General features: G+C 43.5%; 14 protein-coding genes. 6 read left to right on the top strand and 8 right to left on the bottom strand.

Annotation, left to right across the window (positions count from 1 at the left end):
• Nucleotides 1-56: 56 nt before the first annotated feature.
• Nucleotides 57-1,070, bottom strand: coding sequence for a 3-oxoacyl-[acyl-carrier-protein] synthase III C-terminal domain-containing protein (locus HCR01_RS19450; RefSeq protein ID WP_193197749.1), 1,014 nt, complete (start codon nt 1,068-1,070; stop codon nt 57-59).
• A 473-nt stretch (nt 1,071-1,543) separates the two neighbouring features.
• Here HCR01_RS19450 and bioB point away from each other — a divergent pair, with 473 nt between their 5' ends.
• Nucleotides 1,544-2,554 carry a biotin synthase BioB gene (gene bioB, locus HCR01_RS19445; protein ID WP_193197748.1) on the top strand — a complete coding sequence of 337 codons (1,011 nt, stop codon included), beginning with the start codon at nt 1,544-1,546 and terminating at the stop codon, nt 2,552-2,554.
• 210 nt (nt 2,555-2,764) lie between these two features.
• On the opposite strand, the gene HCR01_RS19440 is transcribed toward bioB, so the two are convergent.
• Entirely contained in the window at nt 2,765-4,426 is a 1,662-nt protein-coding gene (locus HCR01_RS19440) for a hypothetical protein (protein ID WP_193197747.1), read from the bottom strand.
• A 474-nt stretch (nt 4,427-4,900) separates the two neighbouring features.
• Between HCR01_RS19440 and psaA the strand changes: the two genes are divergently transcribed.
• The 4 genes from psaA to HCR01_RS19420 all read left to right on the top strand — a co-directional run bounded on the left by psaA (nt 4,901) and on the right by HCR01_RS19420 (nt 12,645).
• Entirely contained in the window at nt 4,901-7,159 is a 2,259-nt protein-coding gene (gene psaA, locus HCR01_RS19435; RefSeq protein ID WP_193197746.1) for a photosystem I core protein PsaA, read from the top strand.
• 132 nt (nt 7,160-7,291) lie between these two features.
• Nucleotides 7,292-9,523 carry a photosystem I core protein PsaB gene (gene psaB / locus HCR01_RS19430; protein ID WP_193197745.1) on the top strand — a complete coding sequence of 744 codons (2,232 nt, stop codon included), beginning with the start codon at nt 7,292-7,294 and terminating at the stop codon, nt 9,521-9,523.
• A 180-nt stretch (nt 9,524-9,703) separates the two neighbouring features.
• Nucleotides 9,704-11,935, top strand: coding sequence for a photosystem I core protein PsaB (gene psaB, locus HCR01_RS19425; protein ID WP_193197744.1), 2,232 nt, complete (start codon nt 9,704-9,706; stop codon nt 11,933-11,935).
• Nucleotides 11,936-12,273: 338 nt separating this feature from the next.
• Nucleotides 12,274-12,645 carry a zinc ribbon domain-containing protein gene (locus HCR01_RS19420; RefSeq protein ID WP_193197743.1) on the top strand — a complete coding sequence of 124 codons (372 nt, stop codon included), beginning with the start codon at nt 12,274-12,276 and terminating at the stop codon, nt 12,643-12,645.
• A gap of 327 nt (nt 12,646-12,972) precedes the next feature.
• On the opposite strand, the gene HCR01_RS38815 is transcribed toward HCR01_RS19420, so the two are convergent.
• From HCR01_RS38815 to HCR01_RS19390, 6 genes are all read right to left on the bottom strand, one after another.
• Complete coding sequence (locus tag HCR01_RS38815; protein ID WP_226889444.1) at nt 12,973-13,131, bottom strand: hypothetical protein; 159 nt, start codon at nt 13,129-13,131, stop codon at nt 12,973-12,975.
• The gene (locus HCR01_RS19410; protein ID WP_193197742.1) at nt 13,131-13,355 is read right to left on the bottom strand and encodes a hypothetical protein; all 225 of its coding nucleotides are present in this window, start codon (nt 13,353-13,355) and stop codon (nt 13,131-13,133) included. Before HCR01_RS19410 ends, HCR01_RS38815 begins: the two co-directional genes overlap by 1 nt.
• Before the next feature lie 296 nt (nt 13,356-13,651).
• Nucleotides 13,652-16,264: a DNA mismatch repair protein MutS gene (mutS, locus tag HCR01_RS19405; protein ID WP_193197741.1), complete on the bottom strand. Its 2,613-nt coding sequence runs from the start codon at nt 16,262-16,264 to the stop codon at nt 13,652-13,654.
• Nucleotides 16,265-16,434: 170 nt separating this feature from the next.
• Entirely contained in the window at nt 16,435-16,959 is a 525-nt protein-coding gene (locus tag HCR01_RS19400; RefSeq protein WP_193197740.1) for a hypothetical protein, read from the bottom strand.
• Nucleotides 16,960-16,967: 8 nt separating this feature from the next.
• Nucleotides 16,968-18,200, bottom strand: a complete 1,233-nt coding sequence (locus HCR01_RS19395; protein ID WP_193197739.1) for an AAA family ATPase — start codon at nt 18,198-18,200, stop codon at nt 16,968-16,970.
• Nucleotides 18,201-18,425: 225 nt separating this feature from the next.
• Entirely contained in the window at nt 18,426-20,027 is a 1,602-nt protein-coding gene (locus tag HCR01_RS19390; RefSeq protein WP_193197738.1) for an alkaline phosphatase D family protein, read from the bottom strand.
• Nucleotides 20,028-20,310: 283 nt separating this feature from the next.
• On the opposite strand from HCR01_RS19390, the gene HCR01_RS19385 reads away from it, so the two are divergent.
• The gene (locus HCR01_RS19385; protein WP_193197737.1) at nt 20,311-20,862 is read left to right on the top strand and encodes a PEP-CTERM sorting domain-containing protein; all 552 of its coding nucleotides are present in this window, start codon (nt 20,311-20,313) and stop codon (nt 20,860-20,862) included.
• Nucleotides 20,863-21,101 lie beyond the last annotated feature (239 nt).

The raw sequence follows: 21,101 nt of genomic DNA, 5'->3' as shown, positions 1-21,101 counted from the left end.
TGGGCATTGTGATGCCCACCCTACTGTAGTTTATTCATAAAAAACCCGCTCTATTTCTAATACTTCAAAGTTAATGCTGCCCATGAGAACCCAGCAGCACTACTAGCTAAAACTACAATATCTCCAGTCTTAATTCTTTGTAATTCTATAGTTTTTGCTAAACCGAATAAAGTATCTACAGCACCCAAATGACCATATTCACTCAAAGAAACATACGTCTGTTCAGCCTTTAAATTCAAAGACTTTAAAATGCGTTTTGATAAACTTTTTTTGACTTGATTCGTTAACAATAAATTTACATCATTTACACAGTATCCACTTTTTTCTAGGGACTTATGAATTACCTTGCCATAATTTTCTAAATATACTTCTGATAATATAGTTTCCAACTCTTGAGGATCTTTAACTTTTAGATAACTCAGTTCAGGATTGATTTCTGTAACATTGACAGGAAACTTGGTTCCTGCTAATGGCACTTTGATACAATCAGCCAATGTTCCATCTGTCATCGCATGATAAGAAAGGATTTCGTTACTCATTTCTCCTTTCTTTAAAATTGCCGCAGCTGCACCATCACCCATGATAAATGTTGATAAGTTATCTATATCTGAATAGTCAAGCAGCATAGATAATTTATCACTACAAATAACTAAAGCATAAGATAAATCGTTATCTGCCAGTAACATATTTCGACATAGATGTATTCCTAAATTGCCGCTATTGCAAAAATTCCTAACTTCAAAAGCGAAAGCATTTTTTGCCCCAATTGCATCTTGGACTTTGGCAGCAGGCGACCAAAATCTGTAATCATAATCTCCAGCAGCACAATAAATAATAATATCAATTTCGCTGGCTGTTATTTCTGCTTTATTTATAGCTTCTATTGCTGCCTTAATTCCCATATCACTTGGATGCTCATCTTTACCTGCAATCGGCTTCTGTCTCATCCCAATTTTTTCAGTAAAAACAAACTCTGGTAAATTGGCTAGTTTAGCCATCTCCTCACTAGTTAAAATGTCTGAGGGAATGTAATAACCAATGGATGTGATGCCAACAGTTTGTTTGATCATGCAGAATACTCCAATAATCGCAGGCCAAGCTCACTAAACTATACGGCTCAGTTCGCAAAATTTATGCTAATTTAGTAGAAATTCAAAATATGGGCAACCCTGAAAAGAATGCCGACTAAATGATTATCTCTTAAAACTTGCTGTTAATAGCTTTGTTAAAGCGATCGCTTATCACCATTTGAGTAACAGCGCAGAATACAAAAAATTAAGCATAGATATTCTGTCAAAAACGTCACGTTTTCAATTTACCTAAAAATTGCTAACATTTAGTATTTATGCTGTCAATCTGCCAGACAACCAAAATCTTGATAAGCTGATTTTTAATAACTAGAGCGCAAGAATTCAGAGCGGATGGGTAATAAAGCAGAGTCCACGATATAACTTTGATAAGATTGCTTTGCCCAAACACTGTATCTTAGAAGATTCAACCAAAAGACAGTTATTGAAAAATTCCATCTACAACAAGGATAGTGATGCCGGTGGTAATACGCTACGATTGGCAAGAACCAGAGATTCGGGCGATATATAATACGCCATTACTAGAGCTTATTTATCAAGCTGCTAGCGTCCATCGCCAATATCATGACCCAACAAAAATCCAAGTCTGTAAACTAATCTCGATTAAAACAGGGGGGTGTCCAGAAGATTGTAGCTACTGCGCCCAATCTTCCCGCTACAAAACAGAGGTAAAGGCGCAAGCACTCCTAGAAAAAGAAACAGTAGTTGGCATCGCCCAGAAAGCTAAAGAAACCGGCGTTAGTCGCATCTGCATGGGTGCTGCTTGGCGCGAAGTGCGGGATAACTCACAATTTGAGGAAGTCCTGGAAATGGTCAAGGATGTTACCGCAATGGGTTTAGAAGTATGCTGCACTTTGGGTATGCTAACGGCAAATCAGGCAAGGCGACTAGAAGAAGCGGGACTGTACGCCTACAACCATAACTTAGACACCTCCCAGGAATATTACAGCACGATTATTACCACAAGGACTTATGGCGATCGCCTGAACACAATTGAAAATATTCGTCAGACAAATGTGACTGTATGTTCTGGCGGCATTCTTGGCTTAGGTGAAAGCGTTGATGATCGTGTGGGTATGTTACATACTCTGGCAAACCTGCATCCCCATCCAGACTCAGTACCGATTAACATTCTCTCGCAAGTACCAGGTACGCCTTTAGAAAATCAGCCTGATGTCCCCATTTGGGATATTGTACGGATGATTGCCACAGCACGTATTTTAATGCCTGCTTCTGATGTACGTCTGAGCGCAGGTAGGGCTAGACTTTCTCAAGTTAAACAAGCTTTCTGTTTTATGGCAGGAGCTAATTCTATCTTTTCTAGCGACGACAACAAAATGTTAACTGTGACAACTCCCTGTCCAGATTACGATACTGACCGAGAAATGCTGAATTTACTTGGTTTAGGAATGCGCCCTCCTTCTCAAAAATTAGAGAACGTCGCAAGTCCAGCTGTTGTTGAATGAATATCTCAATTGCGTGACTAACAAAATTTCATGAGTATCAAGTTAAAACATCAGGCTAAGTGTCAACATAATTAAGCTAATCGCCATTCATTTTTCTCAGATGATTCGCTTGTAGTAAGGGTTTTAGCCCTGTTCATATGCAACTTGAATGCTTATTAACTTAGCAGCAGTGTGTCAGCGAAACTGACGCACTGCTTTCAGGTTTTCAGGTCACGGTGTTAATACAGGTGTGGGCGTTACATCTGTCCGTGATTCTGGTGATGGCGCAATTGCATCCGGTGCAGGAGACTCGATAATCTCTGGCAAGGTCGGTGGTACAGGAGATGGCATAACTGGTGCTGATGGAGTCGGTATCTTATTTGCCCGACGGTTGAAAAATCCGCCAAATCTAGATTTTGCTGGCTGAGGAGCAATTTTTTCGGGTAACGGCGTCGATTCAGGTGTGGGCGTTACCTCTGTCCGTGATTCTGGTGATGGCGCAATTGCATCCGGTGCAGGAGACTCGATAACCTCTGGTAGCGTCGGTGGTACAGGAGATGGCATAACTGGTGCTGATGGAGTCGTTGGCTTATTTGCCCGACGGTTGAAAAATCCGCCAAATCTAGATTTTGCTGGCTGAGGAGCAATTTTTTCGGGTAACGGCGTTGATTCAGGTGTAGGTGTTACCTCTGGCTGTGATTCTGGTGTAGGAGACTCGATAACCTCTGGTAGCGTCGGTGGCAAACTAGGAGACGGTGTAGCCGTTGGAAGTTGCAATTCTGGTTGTTCTAGCTGTTTTGGCTTAGTTGGCTCTTTTTTAGGTTTTTCTGGAACTTCAGTTTCAGGAATTGGCTGTTTTTCTAATTTGGGTTGTATTTGGGGTATTTTTTCAATGGCAGGTGTGGGTTTAGTAGCTGGTACCTTGACAGTATAATTTGGGTCTACAATCCTACGTACTTCATTTGCTGTGAGTTCCCCTCTCACAATTCTTGATAAAGTATCTTTACCCTTTGGCTGGTAACTAGTTAGTCTGACTGTCGTGTTGAAGGCATTTTTTACAGCATTTCCCTGGTTATCGAGAAATTCCAGTTTTACCCAGTTTTGACCAGGCTTGAAGCCTTTGAGATAAATCGCTTGCCAACGGTCAAAAATGAAGCTTTCACCATTAATCGTGCAGCGAATACGCCAATCACTAAATTCATTGTTGGCATTTTCTTTAGCAACGAGGTGCAGAGGGGCGTTAGTTAGGTAAAAATCAAGTAAGATTGGCTCTGCTCCGTAGTTACGTTGAGGACGGCTATAAGTTAGCAAAGGCAATTCAGGAGAGGGATTGTTGTCGTCGGTTTTAGTAAAAATATGAAATGTTGCTTGGGTATAAGCACCTTCATTTTTAAAGCTTTCATGCCAAGGACGAGAGGCAAAGACGCGCAGAGTGTGCGTACCTGGGGATAAGTCTGACAAAACCAAAGGCTGATTCAGGTCGTAAACAGGTATATAAGGTTGGTTATCGAGAATTACGTGTAGATGTGGCCCCAGTTCCCATTGTGGGTCTTTAAATATTGGCAAATCCTTAACTTGAAAACTGGCTGCAATTTTGTTGTCTTGGAAGACTTCATCAGGTTTTGGAGTAATTATTGTCACCTGTGGCTGATAAGCTTCCAAAGTTGAGCGCAGTTCTTGAATTACAGATGGTGGCGAAACTTCTGAAAATTGCTTAGAAATCTGAGAAATCTGGGGAGAGTTTTCTCCAGAGCCAATAGATACTTCCTGGCTACCAGCTTTCTCGCCACAACTGGTTAAGCCCAAAATCAGTATCAACATCGTTATCCACCTGAGAACCGGGAATCTCCTAGGAAGGAGCTTCTCTAATACCGCCTTCTGCCACGAGTTCATACCTTCCACCCAGTGTATTGTCTTCAACAACTGACAGATTATCTTGGCTCAAACTGTCCATAGGGAACCATAGCCCAAAAGGAAGGCAGGGGACAAGAGGCAGAAGTTAGGAGTGTAGAGTGCAGAGTGCTGAGTCAAGAGTGAAGAGTCAAAAGAAAAGTCAGTATTTATTCTCCCCCTGCTCCCAAACTATAAATTTTACGAATTGTTATTCTTTGTAAATTAAATGAAGAACCTATTGACTTTTTGCCCATTAGTTTGAAGTTGAAAGGTAGATAAGACAGTTATTCTAGGGATTTTGAATTATTGTTAAATTATCTCTAACAATGTACAAGTTAAGACTCTATAATTCAACGAGAAACAACTCTCCACATAGGGTCTTCATCGCGGCTTCAGCAAATTTCTGGAGTATGCGGTAATGGTTCACTTTGTGGTATTCATGATTCCTCATTCCTTATCAAGAGAGGAGGTCGAATGACAATTAGTCCTCCGGAGCGAGAGGAAAAAAAGGCAAGAATCATCGTCGATAACGATCCGGTTCCCACTTCATTTGAGAAATGGTCACAACCAGGACACTTTGACAGATCCTTAGCCAGAGGTCCCAAAACCACCACATGGATTTGGAACCTGCACGCACTCGCCCACGATTTTGATACACATACAAGCGATTTAGAAGACATATCCCGCAAGATATTTTCAGCACACTTCGGTCACTTAGCCGTAGTGACAATTTGGCTGAGCGGGATGATTTTCCACGGCGCGAAGTTTTCTAACTACGAAGCTTGGCTAAGCGATCCTCTGAACGTTAAGCCCAGTGCCCAGGTCGTTTGGCCCATTGTGGGACAAGACATTTTAAACGGTGATGTTGGCGGTGGTTTCCACGGTATTCAAATCACCTCCGGTTTGTTCCAAGTATGGCGTGGCTGGGGTATTACAAATACATTCCAGCTTTACGTAACTGCAATTGGCGGCTTGGTATTAGCAGGCTTGTTCCTGTTTGCTGGCTGGTTCCATTACCACAAGCGCGCTCCTAAACTGGAATGGTTCCAGAATGTGGAGTCGATGCTGAATCATCACTTGCAAGTGTTGCTAGGTTGTGGTTCTTTGGGATGGGCTGGTCACTTGATCCATGTGTCCGCACCAACCAACAAGCTTTTGGATGCAGGTGTTGCCTTAAAAGACATACCCTTGCCCCACGAGTTCATCTTGAACAAAGACTTGTTGATTGAGCTGTATCCTAGCTTTGCTGCTGGTTTAGCACCTTTCTTCACCTTGAACTGGGGTCAGTATGCTGACTTCCTTACCTTCAAGGGCGGTCTAAACCCGGTAACAGGCGGCTTGTGGATGACAGACATTGCTCATCACCATTTAGCGATCGCAGTACTGTTCATCATTGCTGGTCATCAATACCGTACCAACTGGGGTATTGGTCACAGCATTAAAGAGATCCTGGAAAACCATAAAGGCCCCTTCACCGGTGAAGGTCACAAGGGTCTCTACGAAAACATGACCTCATCCTGGCACGCACAGTTGGCAACCAACCTGGCGTTCTTGGGTTCACTGACCATCATCATCGCGCATCACATGTACGCGATGCCCCCATATCCATATTTGGCAACTGACTACGCTACGCAGTTGTGCATATTCACTCACCACATGTGGATCGGTGGCTTCTTGATTGTCGGTGGAGCGGCTCACGCTGCTATCTTCATGGTGCGGGATTACGATCCGGTTGTTAACCAAAACAACGTGCTGGATCGCGTGATTCGTCACCGAGATGCGATTATTTCTCACCTGAACTGGGTGTGTATTTTCCTCGGCTTCCATAGCTTTGGACTGTACATCCACAACGACACAATGCGTGCCTTGGGTCGTCCTCAAGACATGTTCTCCGACACAGCAATTCAGTTGCAACCAGTTTTTGCCCAGTGGGTACAAAATATACACACATTGGCACCTGGTGGCACTGCTCCCAACGCACTAGAACCAGTTAGCTATGCCTTTGGCGGCGGTATCTTGGCTGTTGGCGGTAAAGTAGCGATGATGCCCATTGCTTTGGGTACGGCGGATTTCCTAATTCACCACATTCACGCCTTTACCATTCACGTCACTGTCCTAATTCTGCTCAAAGGTGTGCTGTTTGCCCGTAGTTCTCGTCTGATTCCAGACAAGGCAAACCTGGGCTTCCGCTTTCCTTGCGACGGCCCCGGCCGTGGCGGTACATGTCAAGTGTCTGGTTGGGATCATGTGTTCCTCGGACTTTTCTGGATGTACAACTCCATATCGATTGTAATTTTCCACTTTAGTTGGAAGATGCAATCAGATGTCTGGGGGACGGTAGATGCAGCCGGTAATGTGACTCACATCACTGGTGGTAACTTTGCCCAAAGTGCCATCACCATCAACGGCTGGTTGCGTGACTTCTTGTGGGCACAAGCTTCACAAGTCATCAATTCCTATGGCAGTGCGCTATCTGCCTATGGACTAATGTTCTTAGGCGCTCACTTTGTATGGGCATTCAGCTTGATGTTCCTATTCAGTGGTCGTGGCTACTGGCAAGAACTGATTGAGTCTATTGTTTGGGCACATAACAAGCTGAAAGTAGCACCAGCAATTCAGCCCCGCGCTCTGAGTATCATTCAAGGTCGGGCTGTAGGAGTGGCTCACTACTTATTAGGAGGAATTGCCACCACTTGGGCATTCTTCCACGCGCACATCCTTTCAGTAGGGTAGCAATCAGCTCTATCGAGTTATGAGTTATGAGTGATGAGTTAAAGAAGTAATCTTTATATTCAAAACTCTTAACTCCTAACTTCACCGCAAGTTGATACGTGATGGCTAAAGGTCAGAGGATTTATTAAACCTATGGCAACAAAATTTCCCAAATTTAGCCAGGATCTCGCGCAGGATCCGACCACGCGTCGGATATGGTATGCGATCGCCACAGGCAACGACTTTGAAACCCATGATGGCATGACAGAGGAAAATCTTTACCAAAAGATTTTCGCAACTCACTTCGGTCATTTGGCAATCATCTTCTTGTGGGCATCGAGCCTCCTGTTCCACGTAGCCTGGCAAGGTAACTTTGAACAGTGGATTAAAGATCCCCTTCATATCCGCCCAATCGCTCACGCGATTTGGGATCCCCACTTTGGTAAACCAGCAGTTGAAGCTTTTACCCAAGCTGGTGCTAGCAATCCCGTAAACATTACCTACTCTGGTATCTACCATTGGTGGTACACCATCGGGATGCGGACAAATACTGAACTGTACACAGGTTCAGTGTTCCTGTTGTTGTTCGCGGCTGTATTCTTGTTTGCTGGTTGGTTACACCTGCAACCCAAGTACCGTCCCAGCTTGGCATGGTTTAAGAGCGCTGAACATCGCCTAAACCACCACCTGGCAGGTCTATTTGGTGTTAGCTCCTTGGCTTGGGCTGGTCACTTGATTCACGTTGCCATCCCTGAAGCTCGCGGACAGCACGTAGGTTGGGATAACTTCCTAAATACCCCACCTCACCCAGCAGGTCTGACACCTTTCTTTACAGGTAACTGGGCTGTTTACGCTCAAAACCCTGATACACCTAGCCATGTTTTCAGCACATCTGAAGGTGCAGGAACTGCGATTTTGACTTTCTTGGGTGGCTTCCATCCCCAGACAGAAGCTTTGTGGCTGACTGACATAGCTCACCACCACTTAGCGATCGCAGTACTATTTATCGTCGCCGGTCACATGTACCGGACTAATTTCGGAATTGGTCACAGCATCAAAGAAATGCTGAACTCCAAATCTGGTTTAGTTCCTGGTAGCAAGAGTGAAGGTCAGTTTAACCTGCCTCACCAAGGGTTGTACGACACCTATAACAACTCGCTGCACTTCCAGTTGGGTATTCACCTAGCTGCTCTAGGAACCATCACCTCTTTGGTGGCGCAACACATGTACGCCATGCCTCCTTACGCATTTATTGCTAAGGACTACACCACCCAAGCAGCGCTGTACACGCACCACCAATATATTGCTGGTTTCCTAATTCTTGGTGCCTTTGCTCACGGAGCAATCTTCTGGGTACGTGATTACGACCCAGAACAAAATAAAGGCAACGTTCTTGAGCGCGTGCTGAAGCATAAAGAAGCGATTATCTCCCACCTCAGCTGGGTATCCCTTTTCTTGGGCTTCCACACTCTTGGTTTGTACGTCCACAACGACGTAGTAGTTGCTTTCGGTACTCCTGAAAAACAAATCTTGATTGAGCCAGTATTTGCTCAATTTGTCCAAGCTGCTAACGGTAAAGTACTGTACGGTTTAGATACATTGCTATCTAACCCAGATAGTATTGCTTACACAGCATGGCCTAACTACGCTAACGTTTGGCTTCCAGGCTGGTTAGATGCTATCAACGCTGGGACAAACTCCCTGTTCTTGACAATTGGCCCTGGCGACTTCTTGGTACACCATGCGATCGCCTTGGGTCTGCACACCACCACCTTGATCTTGGTCAAAGGTGCTTTGGATGCCCGTGGTTCTAAGCTGATGCCCGATAAAAAGGACTTCGGCTATGCCTTCCCTTGTGACGGCCCCGGTCGTGGCGGTACTTGCGACATATCTGCTTGGGATTCCTTCTACCTCGCTACTTTCTGGATGCTCAACACCATTGGTTGGTTAACTTTCTACTGGCATTGGAAACATCTAGGTATTTGGCAAGGCAACGTTGCTCAGTTCAACGAGAACTCAACATACCTCATGGGTTGGTTCCGTGACTACCTCTGGGCAAACTCCGCTCAGTTGATTAACGGCTACAACCCTTACGGTGTGAATAACCTGTCTGTTTGGGCTTGGATGTTCCTGTTCGGACACCTGGTTTGGGCAACTGGCTTCATGTTCTTAATCTCCTGGAGAGGTTACTGGCAAGAGTTGATTGAAACCCTTGTTTGGGCACACGAGCGCACTCCTTTAGCGAACTTGGTTCGCTGGAAAGATAAGCCCGTTGCTCTATCTATTGTCCAAGCCCGTGTAGTTGGTCTAGCTCACTTCACAGTTGGCTACATCGTCACTTATGCCGCATTCTTGATTGCTTCGACTGCTGGTAAGTTCGGCTAATATTTTTTAGTTGGCTAAATCATTAGGTTGTAGGTAATTAAAGAAAATCCCCTGCCAAAAGGTGGGGGATTTTTTTTTTAATTAGGCTTTAGGATGATCTATAGCTCACATCAATATCCAGAAAGATGGATAGGGTATTGAAGGCTTAAAATTTGATGAGGGCGAAGAGTATTCTTTTTTATGGCAACAAAATTTCCTAAATTTAGCCAGGATTTAGCGCAAGATCCGACCACGCGTCGGATATGGTATGCGATCGCCACAGGTAACGACTTTGAAAGTCACGATGGCATGACTGAGGAAAATCTTTACCAAAAGATTTTCGCAACTCACTTCGGTCATTTGGCAATCATCTTCTTGTGGGCATCGAGCCTCCTGTTCCACGTAGCCTGGCAAGGTAACTTTGAGCAGTGGATTAAAGATCCCCTGCATATCCGCCCAATCGCCCATGCGATTTGGGATCCCCATTTTGGCAAACCAGCAATTGAAGCTTTCACCCAAGGTGGTGCTAGCAATCCCGTAAATATTGCTTACTCTGGTGTCTATCATTGGTGGTACACCATCGGGATGCGGACGAATACTGAACTGTACACAGGTTCAGTTTTCCTCTTACTGCTGGCGGCTGTATTCTTGTTCGCTGGTTGGCTGCACTTGCAACCCAAGTATCGCCCCAGCCTAGTTTGGTTTAAGAGTGCTGAGCCTCGTCTAAACCACCACTTAGCAGGTTTGTTTGGCGTTAGTTCATTGGCTTGGGCTGGTCACTTGATTCACGTCGCCATCCCTGAATCTCGCGGACAGCATGTGGGTTGGGATAACTTCCTGTCTGTCCTACCCCACCCAGCAGGTTTGACACCTTTCTTTACAGGTAACTGGGGTGTTTACGCTGAAAACCCTGATACTGCACAGCACTTGTTCAGTACATCAGAAGGTGCAGGAACAGCGATTCTAACTTTCTTGGGTGGCTTCCATCCCCAGACAGAATCACTGTGGTTAACCGATATGGCTCACCACCATTTGGCGATCGCAGTACTATTCATTGTCGCCGGTCACATGTACCGGACTAACTTCGGAATTGGTCACAGCATCAAAGAAATGCTGAACTCCAAATCCGGTTTAGTTCCCGGTACTAAGAGTGAAGGTCAGTTCAACCTACCTCACCAAGGGCTGTACGACACCATCAACAACTCCCTGCACTTCCAATTGTCTTTAGCTTTGGCAGCGCTGGGAACCATCACCTCACTGGTGGCGCAACACATGTACGCTCTGCCTCCTTACGCATTTATTGCTAAGGACTACACCACCCAAGCAGCGCTGTACACGCACCATCAATACATTGCAGTTTTTCTGTTAGTTGGTGCTTTTGCCCACGCTGGCATTTTCTGGGTGCGTGATTACGACCCCGAACAAAACAAAGGCAACGTCCTTGAGCGCGTGCTGAAGCATAAAGAAGCGATTATCTCCCACCTCAGCTGGGTATCGCTTTTCTTAGGCTTCCACACTCTTGGTTTGTACGTCCACAACGACGTAGTAGTTGCTTTCGGTACACCTGAAAAGCAAATCTTGATTGAGCCGGTGTTTGCTCAGTTCATTCAAGCTGCTCACGGAAAAGTGTTGTATGGCTTAGACACCTTGCTGTCGAACCCAGATAGCGTCGCTTACACAGCCTATCCCAACTACGGCAACGTTTGGTTAAGTGGCTGGTTAGATGCTATTAACTCTGGGACAAACTCCCTGTTCTTAACAATAGGTCCTGGTGACTTCTTAGTACACCATGCGATCGCCTTGGGTCTGCACACCACCACTTTGATCTTAGTCAAAGGTGCTTTGGATGCCCGTGGTACTAAGCTAATGCCCGATAAAAAGGACTTTGGCTATGCCTTCCCTTGTGATGGCCCCGGTCGTGGAGGTACTTGCGACATCTCTGCTTGGGATTCCTTCTACCTATCTCTTTTCTGGGCATTGAACACAGTAGGTTGGGTTACTTTCTACTGGCATTGGAAGCATCTAGGTATTTGGCAAGGCAACGTTGCTCAGTTCAACGAGAACTCAACATACCTCATGGGTTGGTTCCGTGACTACCTCTGGGCGAACTCCGCTCAGTTGATTAACGGCTACAACCCTTACGGTGTGAATAACCTGTCTGTTTGGGCTTGGATGTTCCTGTTCGGACACCTGGTTTGGGCGACTGGCTTCATGTTCTTAATCTCCTGGAGAGGTTACTGGCAAGAGTTGATTGAAACCCTGGTTTGGGCACACGAGCGCACTCCTTTAGCGAACTTGGTTCGCTGGAAAGATAAGCCCGTTGCTCTATCTATTGTCCAAGCCCGTGTAGTTGGTCTAGCTCACTTTACTGTTGGCTATGTCTTGACTTACGCGGCGTTCTTGATCGCCTCAACGGCTGGTAAGTTCGGTTAAGCTGGCTACTAGTTTTGTAAGTAAATAGTTAAAATCCCCTGCCGCAATGGTGGGGGATTTTTTTTGGGTTTTGGGTGGGGAGGATGGGAAAAATAAAGAAAGGGGGTGGGCATCTTGTCCGCCCCTTTGTAACGTAATCTAGCGCGATCACTGTAACAAAAATAACTTTATCTTAATTTAAAGAGAGCGATCGCTTAAAATTAAGCTTAGTTACAAGTAGACAAAGCAATCACGCGTAACCAAAACCTTTACGCTAATTTATCGTTCACTCCTCCCTCTCCCCTTCTTTCCTTAAACAGCTAAGATTAAAGTATTTACTTACCTAATTGGCGCTAAATTTGGCTACTGTATCTTGTCCCCGCTGCCATCAACTCGTTGATAGTCAGGCTATTAGTTGTCCCTATTGCCGCACAATACTTAAAGCTTACGGACATCCTGGCATTCCCTTACACCGTGCTACTGGGGATGAGTATCTGTGCGACACATGTACCTATCACACTGACGATACCTGCAACTTTCCCCAACGTCCCTACGCTAAAGACTGTACTCTCTACCAAAATATTGAAGAAATTAAATTAGAGTTAGAACAGCAGCGTTACACCAACAGCTTTATAGTAACTGTGAGAAGCTGGATAAAACGCAATCAAGCTTTGCTGGTACTAGTGGGTTTATTATTAGTCTGTTTGTTGATGGTTATATCAACATCTTGAACTAGGGATTAAGTATTGGGTATTGGGAAGATTTATCTCGTTACCCTTTTCAAAATCTCATTAGTCACCTCTACTTCCCTGATCATTAAAAAAACTATTTTCACCAAATAGGTTTTAATAGTAGTTAAAGCTCTAATTCGCAAGTCACGAGTAACTAGAGAAATACCCAAAGAAAAAGCTGTAGCTGCAATAATCCTATCAGGCATATCAGGAACAGGTACCCGGTCAATTTGCCGAATTTCTCCTGAAACATTTCGATCCAGAGGTACAAGTACAATGCCTACATTGGGGTTATCTAAAACATTTAAAATTCGTGTTAATACCTCTTCAGCAAAGCATAATTTCTATGACTGTGATAGCTGATACGTAAATAGGATTACCTGTATTAACTGCTTGTTCCAACGCTGTTAATGAGGCTTCTGACAATTTCTGCAAGTCAAAAACGTACCAAATTAAAGTGTGTGTATCTGCAACTACCGATGTCATTAAACGATATCCCTGGGAAAATTTCCCCACATTTCTTGACGCGCTTGAGCAATATCTTCTTCAGTAATATCTACTTTTAAATCAGCACAAAATCCTCTAACAGTTCGTAAAGGAGTCTTAGAAGTCGTTTTTTGAGATAAAAATTCTGCAAAATCTAATAGTTGCTGCTGTTTATCAATAAGTAACTGGCGTAATCTTTCTAACACTGCTTGCTCGATATTCATCTAACTTTTTCCTGATTTAACTTCCCAAAAATGCTCGAATCTCCGCCATAATTTCAGCTACTCGCCTATCTTTCTCTAAGATATCAGCCACTAACTGTTCAGGCGGTAAATGCTCAATAGTAATATTGAACCTGACGCTACGCTATCGCAAATCCAAAATCCAAAATCGGGTGACAACTCAATCAACAAATGGGAAAAAAGCTAAAAAGTGCAAAAAATCTCAAAATTCACATAGCGATTGCGCGGAACGCACGCTAAGCTAACGCAGTTGCTCAAAGAACTTATTTGAAGCTTACCTAATCTAGACTTTGCAAACCCATCGCAATCTTACTGTGTTTCTCAATTTGCCCCATCACTTGTTTTGCCCGTTGAATTACCACCGCTGGTAAACCCGCCAATCTTCCCGCTTCAATACCATAGGACTTATCAGCACCTCCCGGCTGGACTTGGTGCAAAAAGATAATTTGGTCAGGTAACTCCTTCACCGTCACCTGATAATTAGCCACATTCGGCAAAATACTAGCCAATTCATTCAACTCGTGGTAATGCGTAGCAAAAATCGTCCGCGCCCGAATATCCACAGCTATATACTCCGCCACCGCCCAAGCAATGGAAAGACCATCAAACGTCGCCGTTCCGCGGCCAATTTCATCCAACAGCACCAGCGACCTAGAAGTGGCATGGTTGAGGATATTCGCCGTTTCATTCATTTCCACCATGAACGTAGATTGACCAGTTGCCAAGTCATCTACTGCACCTACACGCGTGAAAATGCGATCGCATACTCCCAACCTCGCAACTTTTGCTGGTACAAAACTGCCAATTTGCGCCATTAACTGAATTAATCCCACCTGGCGCAAATAACAGCTCTTACCACTGGCATTTGGCCCAGTAAGGATAACTAAGTCGGGAGAGGGGGAGAGAGGGGGAGAATTTTTCTCTGCGTCCTCGGCGTCTTGGCGGTTCGTTTCCTCCCCTCCCAACTGCGTCGAATTCGGCACAAAGAAACCCGCAGGTAAAGACTGTTCCACCACTGGATGACGACCATCAACAATGCTAATCTCCCGTCCTGGCAACATTTCTGGACGGCAATAACCTTGATGTACCGCCAACTCAGCCAAACCACACAACACATCCGCCGCCGCCACTGCGCGGGAAAGATTGCGAATTACCTCCGCCTGTGCGCCCACATCTTCCCTTAGCGTTGCAAAAACCTCATATTCCAACTGATTTAAATCATCCCGCGCCGTCAAAATCCGCGCTTCCCGTTCCTTCAACTCTGGCGTAATATAACGTTCCTCATTCGTCAAGGTTTGCTTGCGGATGTAATTAGAGGGTACTTGGTCAGCCTTGGCGCGGGAAATACTGATGTAGTAACCAAATGTTTTATTAAATCCTACCTTGAGCGTGGGAATTCCTGTCCTAGCTCTCTCGTCAACCTCCAAATTAGCAATCCATTGTTGGTCTGCTTCTACAGTTGCTTTCCTGTCATCCAACTGAGGATTTACGCCAGCGCGAATTAATCCGCCTTCTTTAATAAGAATTGGCGGTGACTCCACAAGATGCACGTGTAATTTCTGTGCCAATTCTGACAACACGGTTGGCACTTTCTGTAAAGCCTTCAAAAAGGGAGAAGTCGCCTCAGTCACTAAGCGAGACAATTCTGGTAAGCGTGACAAAGAATCTGCTAAAGCGACTAAATCTCTAGCATTTGCAGTACCAGAACCCGCACGCCCCGTCAGCCGTTCCAGGTCATAAATTTGCCGTAATAACTGCCGTAAATCCTGACGCAGAGAGGTATTTTCCATCAATTCTTGGATGGTATCTTGTCGCGCCCGAATACCTTTAATATCAAGTAGCGGTTGCAACAACCACCGCCGCAGAGCACGCCCACCCATCGCCGTGTTAGTTCTATCTAATGCCCAGAGAAGAGAACCATGAAAAGTACCATCACGAACAGTTTGGGTAATTTCCAGGTTACGACGGGTTTGACCATCAACAATCAGATAATCGGTGGTTGTATAGGTGCGTAATCTTTGGAGAGAAACTGGGTTTTCTTTTTGTGTATCTTCCAAGTATTCTAAAAGACCACCAGCCGCGCGGACAGCGAGGGGGAGATGATCACAACCCAATCCTTCGAGCGATCGCACTTTAAATTTCTGCAATAATCTAGGTCTAGCTTCACCTTGAGAAAAAGGAATTTGCGATCGCAAACTATAGCAAAATGATGGTGGCAAACACTGCGGTAAATGCGGCGAAGTTTCTCCCGGACGCAGCAAACTACCTAAATCAGGCGCATTAGTGGGAACTAGTACCTCCGAAGGCTGCAAGCGCATTAATTCTTGTGTCAGGTGTTCTAAATCACTACCTTGAGTCGTGAGAAATTCGCCTGTAGAGATATCTGCATAAGCTAAACCCCAATGATTAGCAGCAATCACCACAGCCGCCAGGTAATTATTGCGACCTGATTTCAGCATTCCCTCTTCCAGCAAAGTCCCAGGAGTCAGGATACGCGTTACTTCCCGTCGTACTAATCTCCCAGCTGCTTCTGAAGCATCCTCTACTTGGTCACAAATTACCACTGCATAGCCTTTTTCTACCAGCATTGTCGTGTAGCGTTCCCAAGCGTGGTGGGGAACACCAGACATCGCCACTCGTCCCTGTTCTCCAGCTTGTTTGCTAGTGAGGACTAATTCCAGTTCTTGCGCTAGTTTTACAGCATCTTGGAAATAGCATTCAAAGAAATCTCCTACCCGATACAGCAACATCGCGTGAGGATATTTATCCTTCGTCTCGACATAGTGCAGGTACATTTGACTTAACTTGCTGCGGTCTACCTGTCGATGATCGGAAATAAAAGTACTGGCGTCTGGCTTGGTAGATGGAGTTTCAGAGTAAGAAGCGGTCATAGATGCTAGGAGTTACGCACGGAAATTCCACAATATCCGATGATAACGTGATGTGAAAGTTGAGGGGCGATCGCTCAAGAATTTTTTACTATTGGCTTGGGTTGTTGGCTGGTACATCCATTTTTGCTGTTAGTGTGGTGAAGAAGCGATCGTTCTCGTTCAATAGTTTTTTATCCTTTCCTGCGACTACTTCGACGCGTAGGTGCTGGGGTAGCTGGTTCATAAGCCTTGAGTCCTCCATCACCCGTAAAAATTTCTACTTGGAATGTGCTACTAGTTTTAGCGTAATATTCAGCCACAGTCTTAATTGTCGCATCTCCGATGGAAATCTTTCTAGATGCTAGAGTAGGCCATTCAGTAGCTAACTGTTTCAATTGTTCTGAATTCCAAAGTTCACCCACTTGAGTTTCAAAAACTCCCCAAGGTATAACTCCATCCGCTACTTTCACTAAAATATTACCGAAAGCTTGAGCAATTTCATATCGCTTAGAGTTAGATTGTGCAATGTGATTACCAGTTTCTATAATTGTTGCTATTGGTAGTATAAACTTTGCACCTTGTTTTTCTTCTGCTTGAAAACGGGCTTCAACTCTTTTTTTATCCCATTTATCATTATCAGAACCACAAGTCTCTTTACCAGGCACACCTAAATAGACGCAAAGTATGGATGTGTCAATAATCAGAACCTTTCTCATGTTTAACTTTACTTATTATCAGAAAGGCTCTTTTCAATTGCACCTCTTGTTGCTAATCTGCCTAACCTTCCTGATGCTAGCAAAATAGGAAGATTTTCAATATCTTCTAAAAGGGTAAGTTTGCTTTCTCCAGTTTCAGAATCGCGGTGTGCGACAACCACAAAAGGAACTATTTCAGGCCCTAAAGCATCAAGTAAAGCTGGGTTATGGGTAGTAAGTAAAATGTCAATCTTTCTTTTAGTGCCAATTTCCCGTAGTATTCTTACTAACAATTCTGCACGGGAGGGATGAAGGCCGTTATCTATTTCTTCAATTACTATTTGACTACCTTCTGGTCGAGTAAGTAGCGCTGTGAGAATTGCCAGAAAGCGTAAAGTTCCATCCGACATACTTCTAGCATCAATCTCTGTGATATGCCCAGGTTTCCATTGTTCCTGACAATACAGCATAGCATCAGAGCCAAACCTGCCCACCTTTTCTGCCCATACTCTTTGAATATCGCCTTCGGGTAAATCTTTGATATAGGTAGATAGTGTTGATTCAACCTCTTCTTTTTGTTCATCGGGTAATCCTGCTAGTACACCAGCAATGTTAGATGCATCACTTTCCAATCTGTCAGATAGTGGTGAATAATGCCGGATTTTAGAAGGTATAGAATCTAAGATAAATACATTCTGTAGACTTTGAGAAACAATATTAATTGCTTCAACCATTTTCATAGAAAGTCCTATTAACTGACTCAGTATAGATTGCTCACGTCGAAACTCTTGTTTTTTTGTAATACTTGTATCATAAAGGTGTGCAGTAATACTGGGGCTATAAAATGATGGATTATTTGTTTGGAATAATTTTTCTTGATATTCTTCTTCATTATTGAAGCTATGTTTAATCAGGACTAGAGATTCATCTAAAAGCTGTGTACGCGGTTTAGTTTCCACAGTAATACTGTAGAGGTAATCGGCTTTAGTATGCTTTCCGTCTACTAGCACGTTGAGCGTAAATTTAGTTTCAGGTTTAAGTGCAGCCCATTCTACACCACCTCGAAGAGAAGGAATATTTTTATCTCCTGCTAAAGCCACTTCAACATTTTCACCTCTAGCTATTCTTTGTAAAAATTCCAAAGCTTCAACTACATTAGACTTACCGCTTGCATTTGTTCCAATAAGAACAGTCAACGGGTCAAGTGGAAGCTCCGCATAACGAAAACTTTTCCAATTTTCAAGGATGAGTTGCTTAAGCATGACCAACTCCAAAAATGCTAGGATTTTACTTCTACTATAAGGTTTTTGGCATTGCTTAATTGCAAGCTTCTCTCTGCGCCTCTGCGTGATTAAATCATACCCTCATCCAGCAACACCAAGTTTTTCATCCTTCGACGTCTCAGCCAAAAAACAGCAAAGCCAGCAGACAGAGTAATACGTAATTACTCTATCTAACTGGCTACATTTCACTGCGCTTTTAGCGACTTATTTTTCTGGCGGTAAATCTACACTGTAAACAGTCTCCCCAGCCAAGTTACGCAGTGTTACCGTCATCACATTTGTATAACTGTTAATTTTCACTCCTCCAAAAAACTGCAAACCTTCACTTGGAGGTCGATTTGCTTTCGTACCTGGAGGGAGGCTTTGAAATACTAACTGTGGGCCGAAGGTATTTTCCAGTTGATTTGGCCCAAATGTACCAGAGTTAAGAGGCCCAGCGACAAACTCCCAAAAAGGCTTGAAATCGCTAAACTGCGCTTTAGCAGGGTCATAATAATGGGCTGCTGCATAATGTACATCAGCAGTTAACCAAACAACATTCTTGATATCCTTGTTTTTGATAAATCGTAGTAAGTCAGCAAGCTCTAATTCCCTTCCTAATGCTGGGCCGTCTCCATTAGCCCAAGCTTCAAAATCAGTACTACCATCTCGAATTATCAGCCCCAAAGGCATATCACTCGCAATGACTTTCCAAGTTGCTTTTGATGATAGTAATTGTCTTTTGAGCCATTGCACTTGTTTTCTGCTAAGAAATTCCGTGTCTTTACTTGGTACTGGCTGATTATTGGGGGTGTTCACTCCCCGATAGGTGCGCTCATCAAGCATGAAAATGTCTAGTAATGAACCATACTGGAAAGAGCGATAAATTCTTGCTTTGTCTGGATCATCAGTTTTATACCCAATAGGCATATATTCTAAAAATGCTTGCCTTGCTCTTTGGGCTAGCAAGTTAACATCCTTGACTACATAACGTTCATCGTTGAGAAGAAATTCGCCAGGATACCAGTTATTTGTGGTTTCGTGGTCGTCCCATTGCGCCAGGATGGGAACTTCAGAGTTAAAACGTTTAACATTCTCATCCAATAAATTGTATTGATAGTTACCACGAAATTCTTTTAGCGTTTCTGCTACTTTTGATTTTTCTTCTGTAGTAATATTTCTCCAGATTGTGCCATCGTCCAGCGTTACTTCTGATGAAAGTGGGCCATCAGCGTAAATATTGTCGCCAGAATGGATGAAAAAGTCGGGTTTAAGTTGGCGCATGGTTTCGTAAATTTTCATCCCACCGAAATCAGGATTAATACCCCATCCTTGACCCGCAGTATCTCCACCCCAAACAAAGAATATATCTCGTCCATGTGTGGGAGGAGTTCGGAAAGTACCATTAACAGGAATGCTATTAATGTTCTGATAATTTAAATCTTGGAAAATCACCCGATAGAATATTTGTTGGTCTGGTGGTAAGTTGTTGAGATGAAGTCGGGCTGTAAAGTCGCTATTCTTTAAAGTATTGGGACCGAGAACGCGCTGCACATTACGAAAAGATTCACTGGTAGAATATTCTACGATCATTTTTGCGGGGCGATCGCTACGACTCCAAATTACAATATTACCGTTGGATATATCGCCGCTAGCTACGCCATAAGGTATGGCAGGACGCATTTTATCTGAGGTAATAATTGCAGGTGCTTGGCCAAAAACTCGTGATTTTGATACAAGATTTGTAGAAATAATTCCACCGGCTGTGATAGCTGAACGTAGCAAAAACTGGCGGCGGTTTAGCTTCAATGGGTAATTGTATTCCATATTAATTAATGGCAAGCTTAAGCGAAAGTATTATAGGATAAGTATTTACCATATCTGGTTATACCAATCAGTAAAGGTTGAGTTATCTAAGGGTTAATAAAACATTATTAAAAATATCTAATATTACCTAATATAATATTATCTTCACCTCTAATTAAAGTCTGCTTAAACCAATTAAAGCAAAGTGAGTTAACTCCAAGTACTTGGAAACGTAGATTAAATAAAACACAAAATTTTGTAGTGCATACATTGCTTGCAGAAGTTCATCGTGAGGAAAACTGAAATGAAATTGGTTCCGCAAATAGTTCTTACTACTGCTACTCTTGCTTTAGGTTTTGCTACCGTAGATGCAAAATCTGTCTCAGCTGCAATTGTTAGTTACGCTTTCACTGTTGATAGTCCGATAAATAAAGGACAGGGCTATTTTAGTTTTGATGACTCAACTTTCAGTAATGACAACATTCCAGAAACAACAGTGAAGTCTCTCTATTTCCAGTTCGATGGTGACTCCACTGTTTACACAGAACAAGATGATGTCAATTACCCAGAATTTCCCGTTGTTTTTTCAACTACATTCTTAACAGGAAAAAAATCTGTAGGATTAGAATATCTATTTGATGATAAAGCTAATCCTTCCAGTTCCATAAGTTACGAAATCGTTGGTGAGGATTTTACAATTTTTTCCAAAACTTCTCCAAATAGTGAAATTACTTCTGGCAAAGTTTCTTACAGTAAAGTTCCAGAGCCGGCAACTCTAGCTAGTACTCTTTTTGCTTGTAGTTTTGGCTGGATATTAAAGAGAAAGGCAACATCAACGAAAAAGGTTAAAGTTTAACCTTTGTTTTGGGAGCAGTGAATGTAATTGTTTAGAGTTCATTTATCAAGCAAAAATCAAATTACTGTAGGGTGTGTTAGGCGCATATTTCGAGATCATTTGTCATGAAAAACTTGACATGAGCGCCTAACGCCCCATGTTATCTAGCAGTGCGTTAGGCTGAAGTCATAACATACCCTACTTAATATTTACTTTATAAATACCTATTAGTAACTTACTAAAATAATAAATAATTGATT

Origin of the sequence: Nostoc sp. MG11, from assembly GCF_014904695.1 — a bacterium.
Classification (GTDB): Bacteria; Cyanobacteriota; Cyanobacteriia; order Cyanobacteriales; family Nostocaceae; genus Komarekiella.
Note: the sequence above shows the minus strand (reverse complement) of the source record. Positions and strands in the feature narration are given on the sequence as shown.

What these genes read in the sequence shown, in the direction of transcription:
- HCR01_RS19450 (WP_193197749.1), bottom strand. Translation starts at nt 1,070, where the DNA reads ATGATCAAACAAACTGTTGGCATCACATCCATTGGTTATTACATTCCC.
- bioB (WP_193197748.1), top strand. Translation starts at nt 1,544, where the DNA reads ATGCCGGTGGTAATACGCTACGATTGGCAAGAACCAGAGATTCGGGCG.
- HCR01_RS19440 (WP_193197747.1), bottom strand. Translation starts at nt 4,426, where the DNA reads ATGAACTCGTGGCAGAAGGCGGTATTAGAGAAGCTCCTTCCTAGGAGA.
- psaA (WP_193197746.1), top strand. Translation starts at nt 4,901, where the DNA reads ATGACAATTAGTCCTCCGGAGCGAGAGGAAAAAAAGGCAAGAATCATC.
- psaB (WP_193197745.1), top strand. Translation starts at nt 7,292, where the DNA reads ATGGCAACAAAATTTCCCAAATTTAGCCAGGATCTCGCGCAGGATCCG.
- psaB (WP_193197744.1), top strand. Translation starts at nt 9,704, where the DNA reads ATGGCAACAAAATTTCCTAAATTTAGCCAGGATTTAGCGCAAGATCCG.
- HCR01_RS38815 (WP_226889444.1), bottom strand. Translation starts at nt 13,131, where the DNA reads ATGACATCGGTAGTTGCAGATACACACACTTTAATTTGGTACGTTTTT.
- HCR01_RS19410 (WP_193197742.1), bottom strand. Translation starts at nt 13,355, where the DNA reads ATGAATATCGAGCAAGCAGTGTTAGAAAGATTACGCCAGTTACTTATT.
- mutS (WP_193197741.1), bottom strand. Translation starts at nt 16,264, where the DNA reads ATGACCGCTTCTTACTCTGAAACTCCATCTACCAAGCCAGACGCCAGT.
- HCR01_RS19400 (WP_193197740.1), bottom strand. Translation starts at nt 16,959, where the DNA reads ATGAGAAAGGTTCTGATTATTGACACATCCATACTTTGCGTCTATTTA.
- HCR01_RS19395 (WP_193197739.1), bottom strand. Translation starts at nt 18,200, where the DNA reads ATGCTTAAGCAACTCATCCTTGAAAATTGGAAAAGTTTTCGTTATGCG.
- HCR01_RS19390 (WP_193197738.1), bottom strand. Translation starts at nt 20,027, where the DNA reads ATGGAATACAATTACCCATTGAAGCTAAACCGCCGCCAGTTTTTGCTA.
- HCR01_RS19385 (WP_193197737.1), top strand. Translation starts at nt 20,311, where the DNA reads ATGAAATTGGTTCCGCAAATAGTTCTTACTACTGCTACTCTTGCTTTA.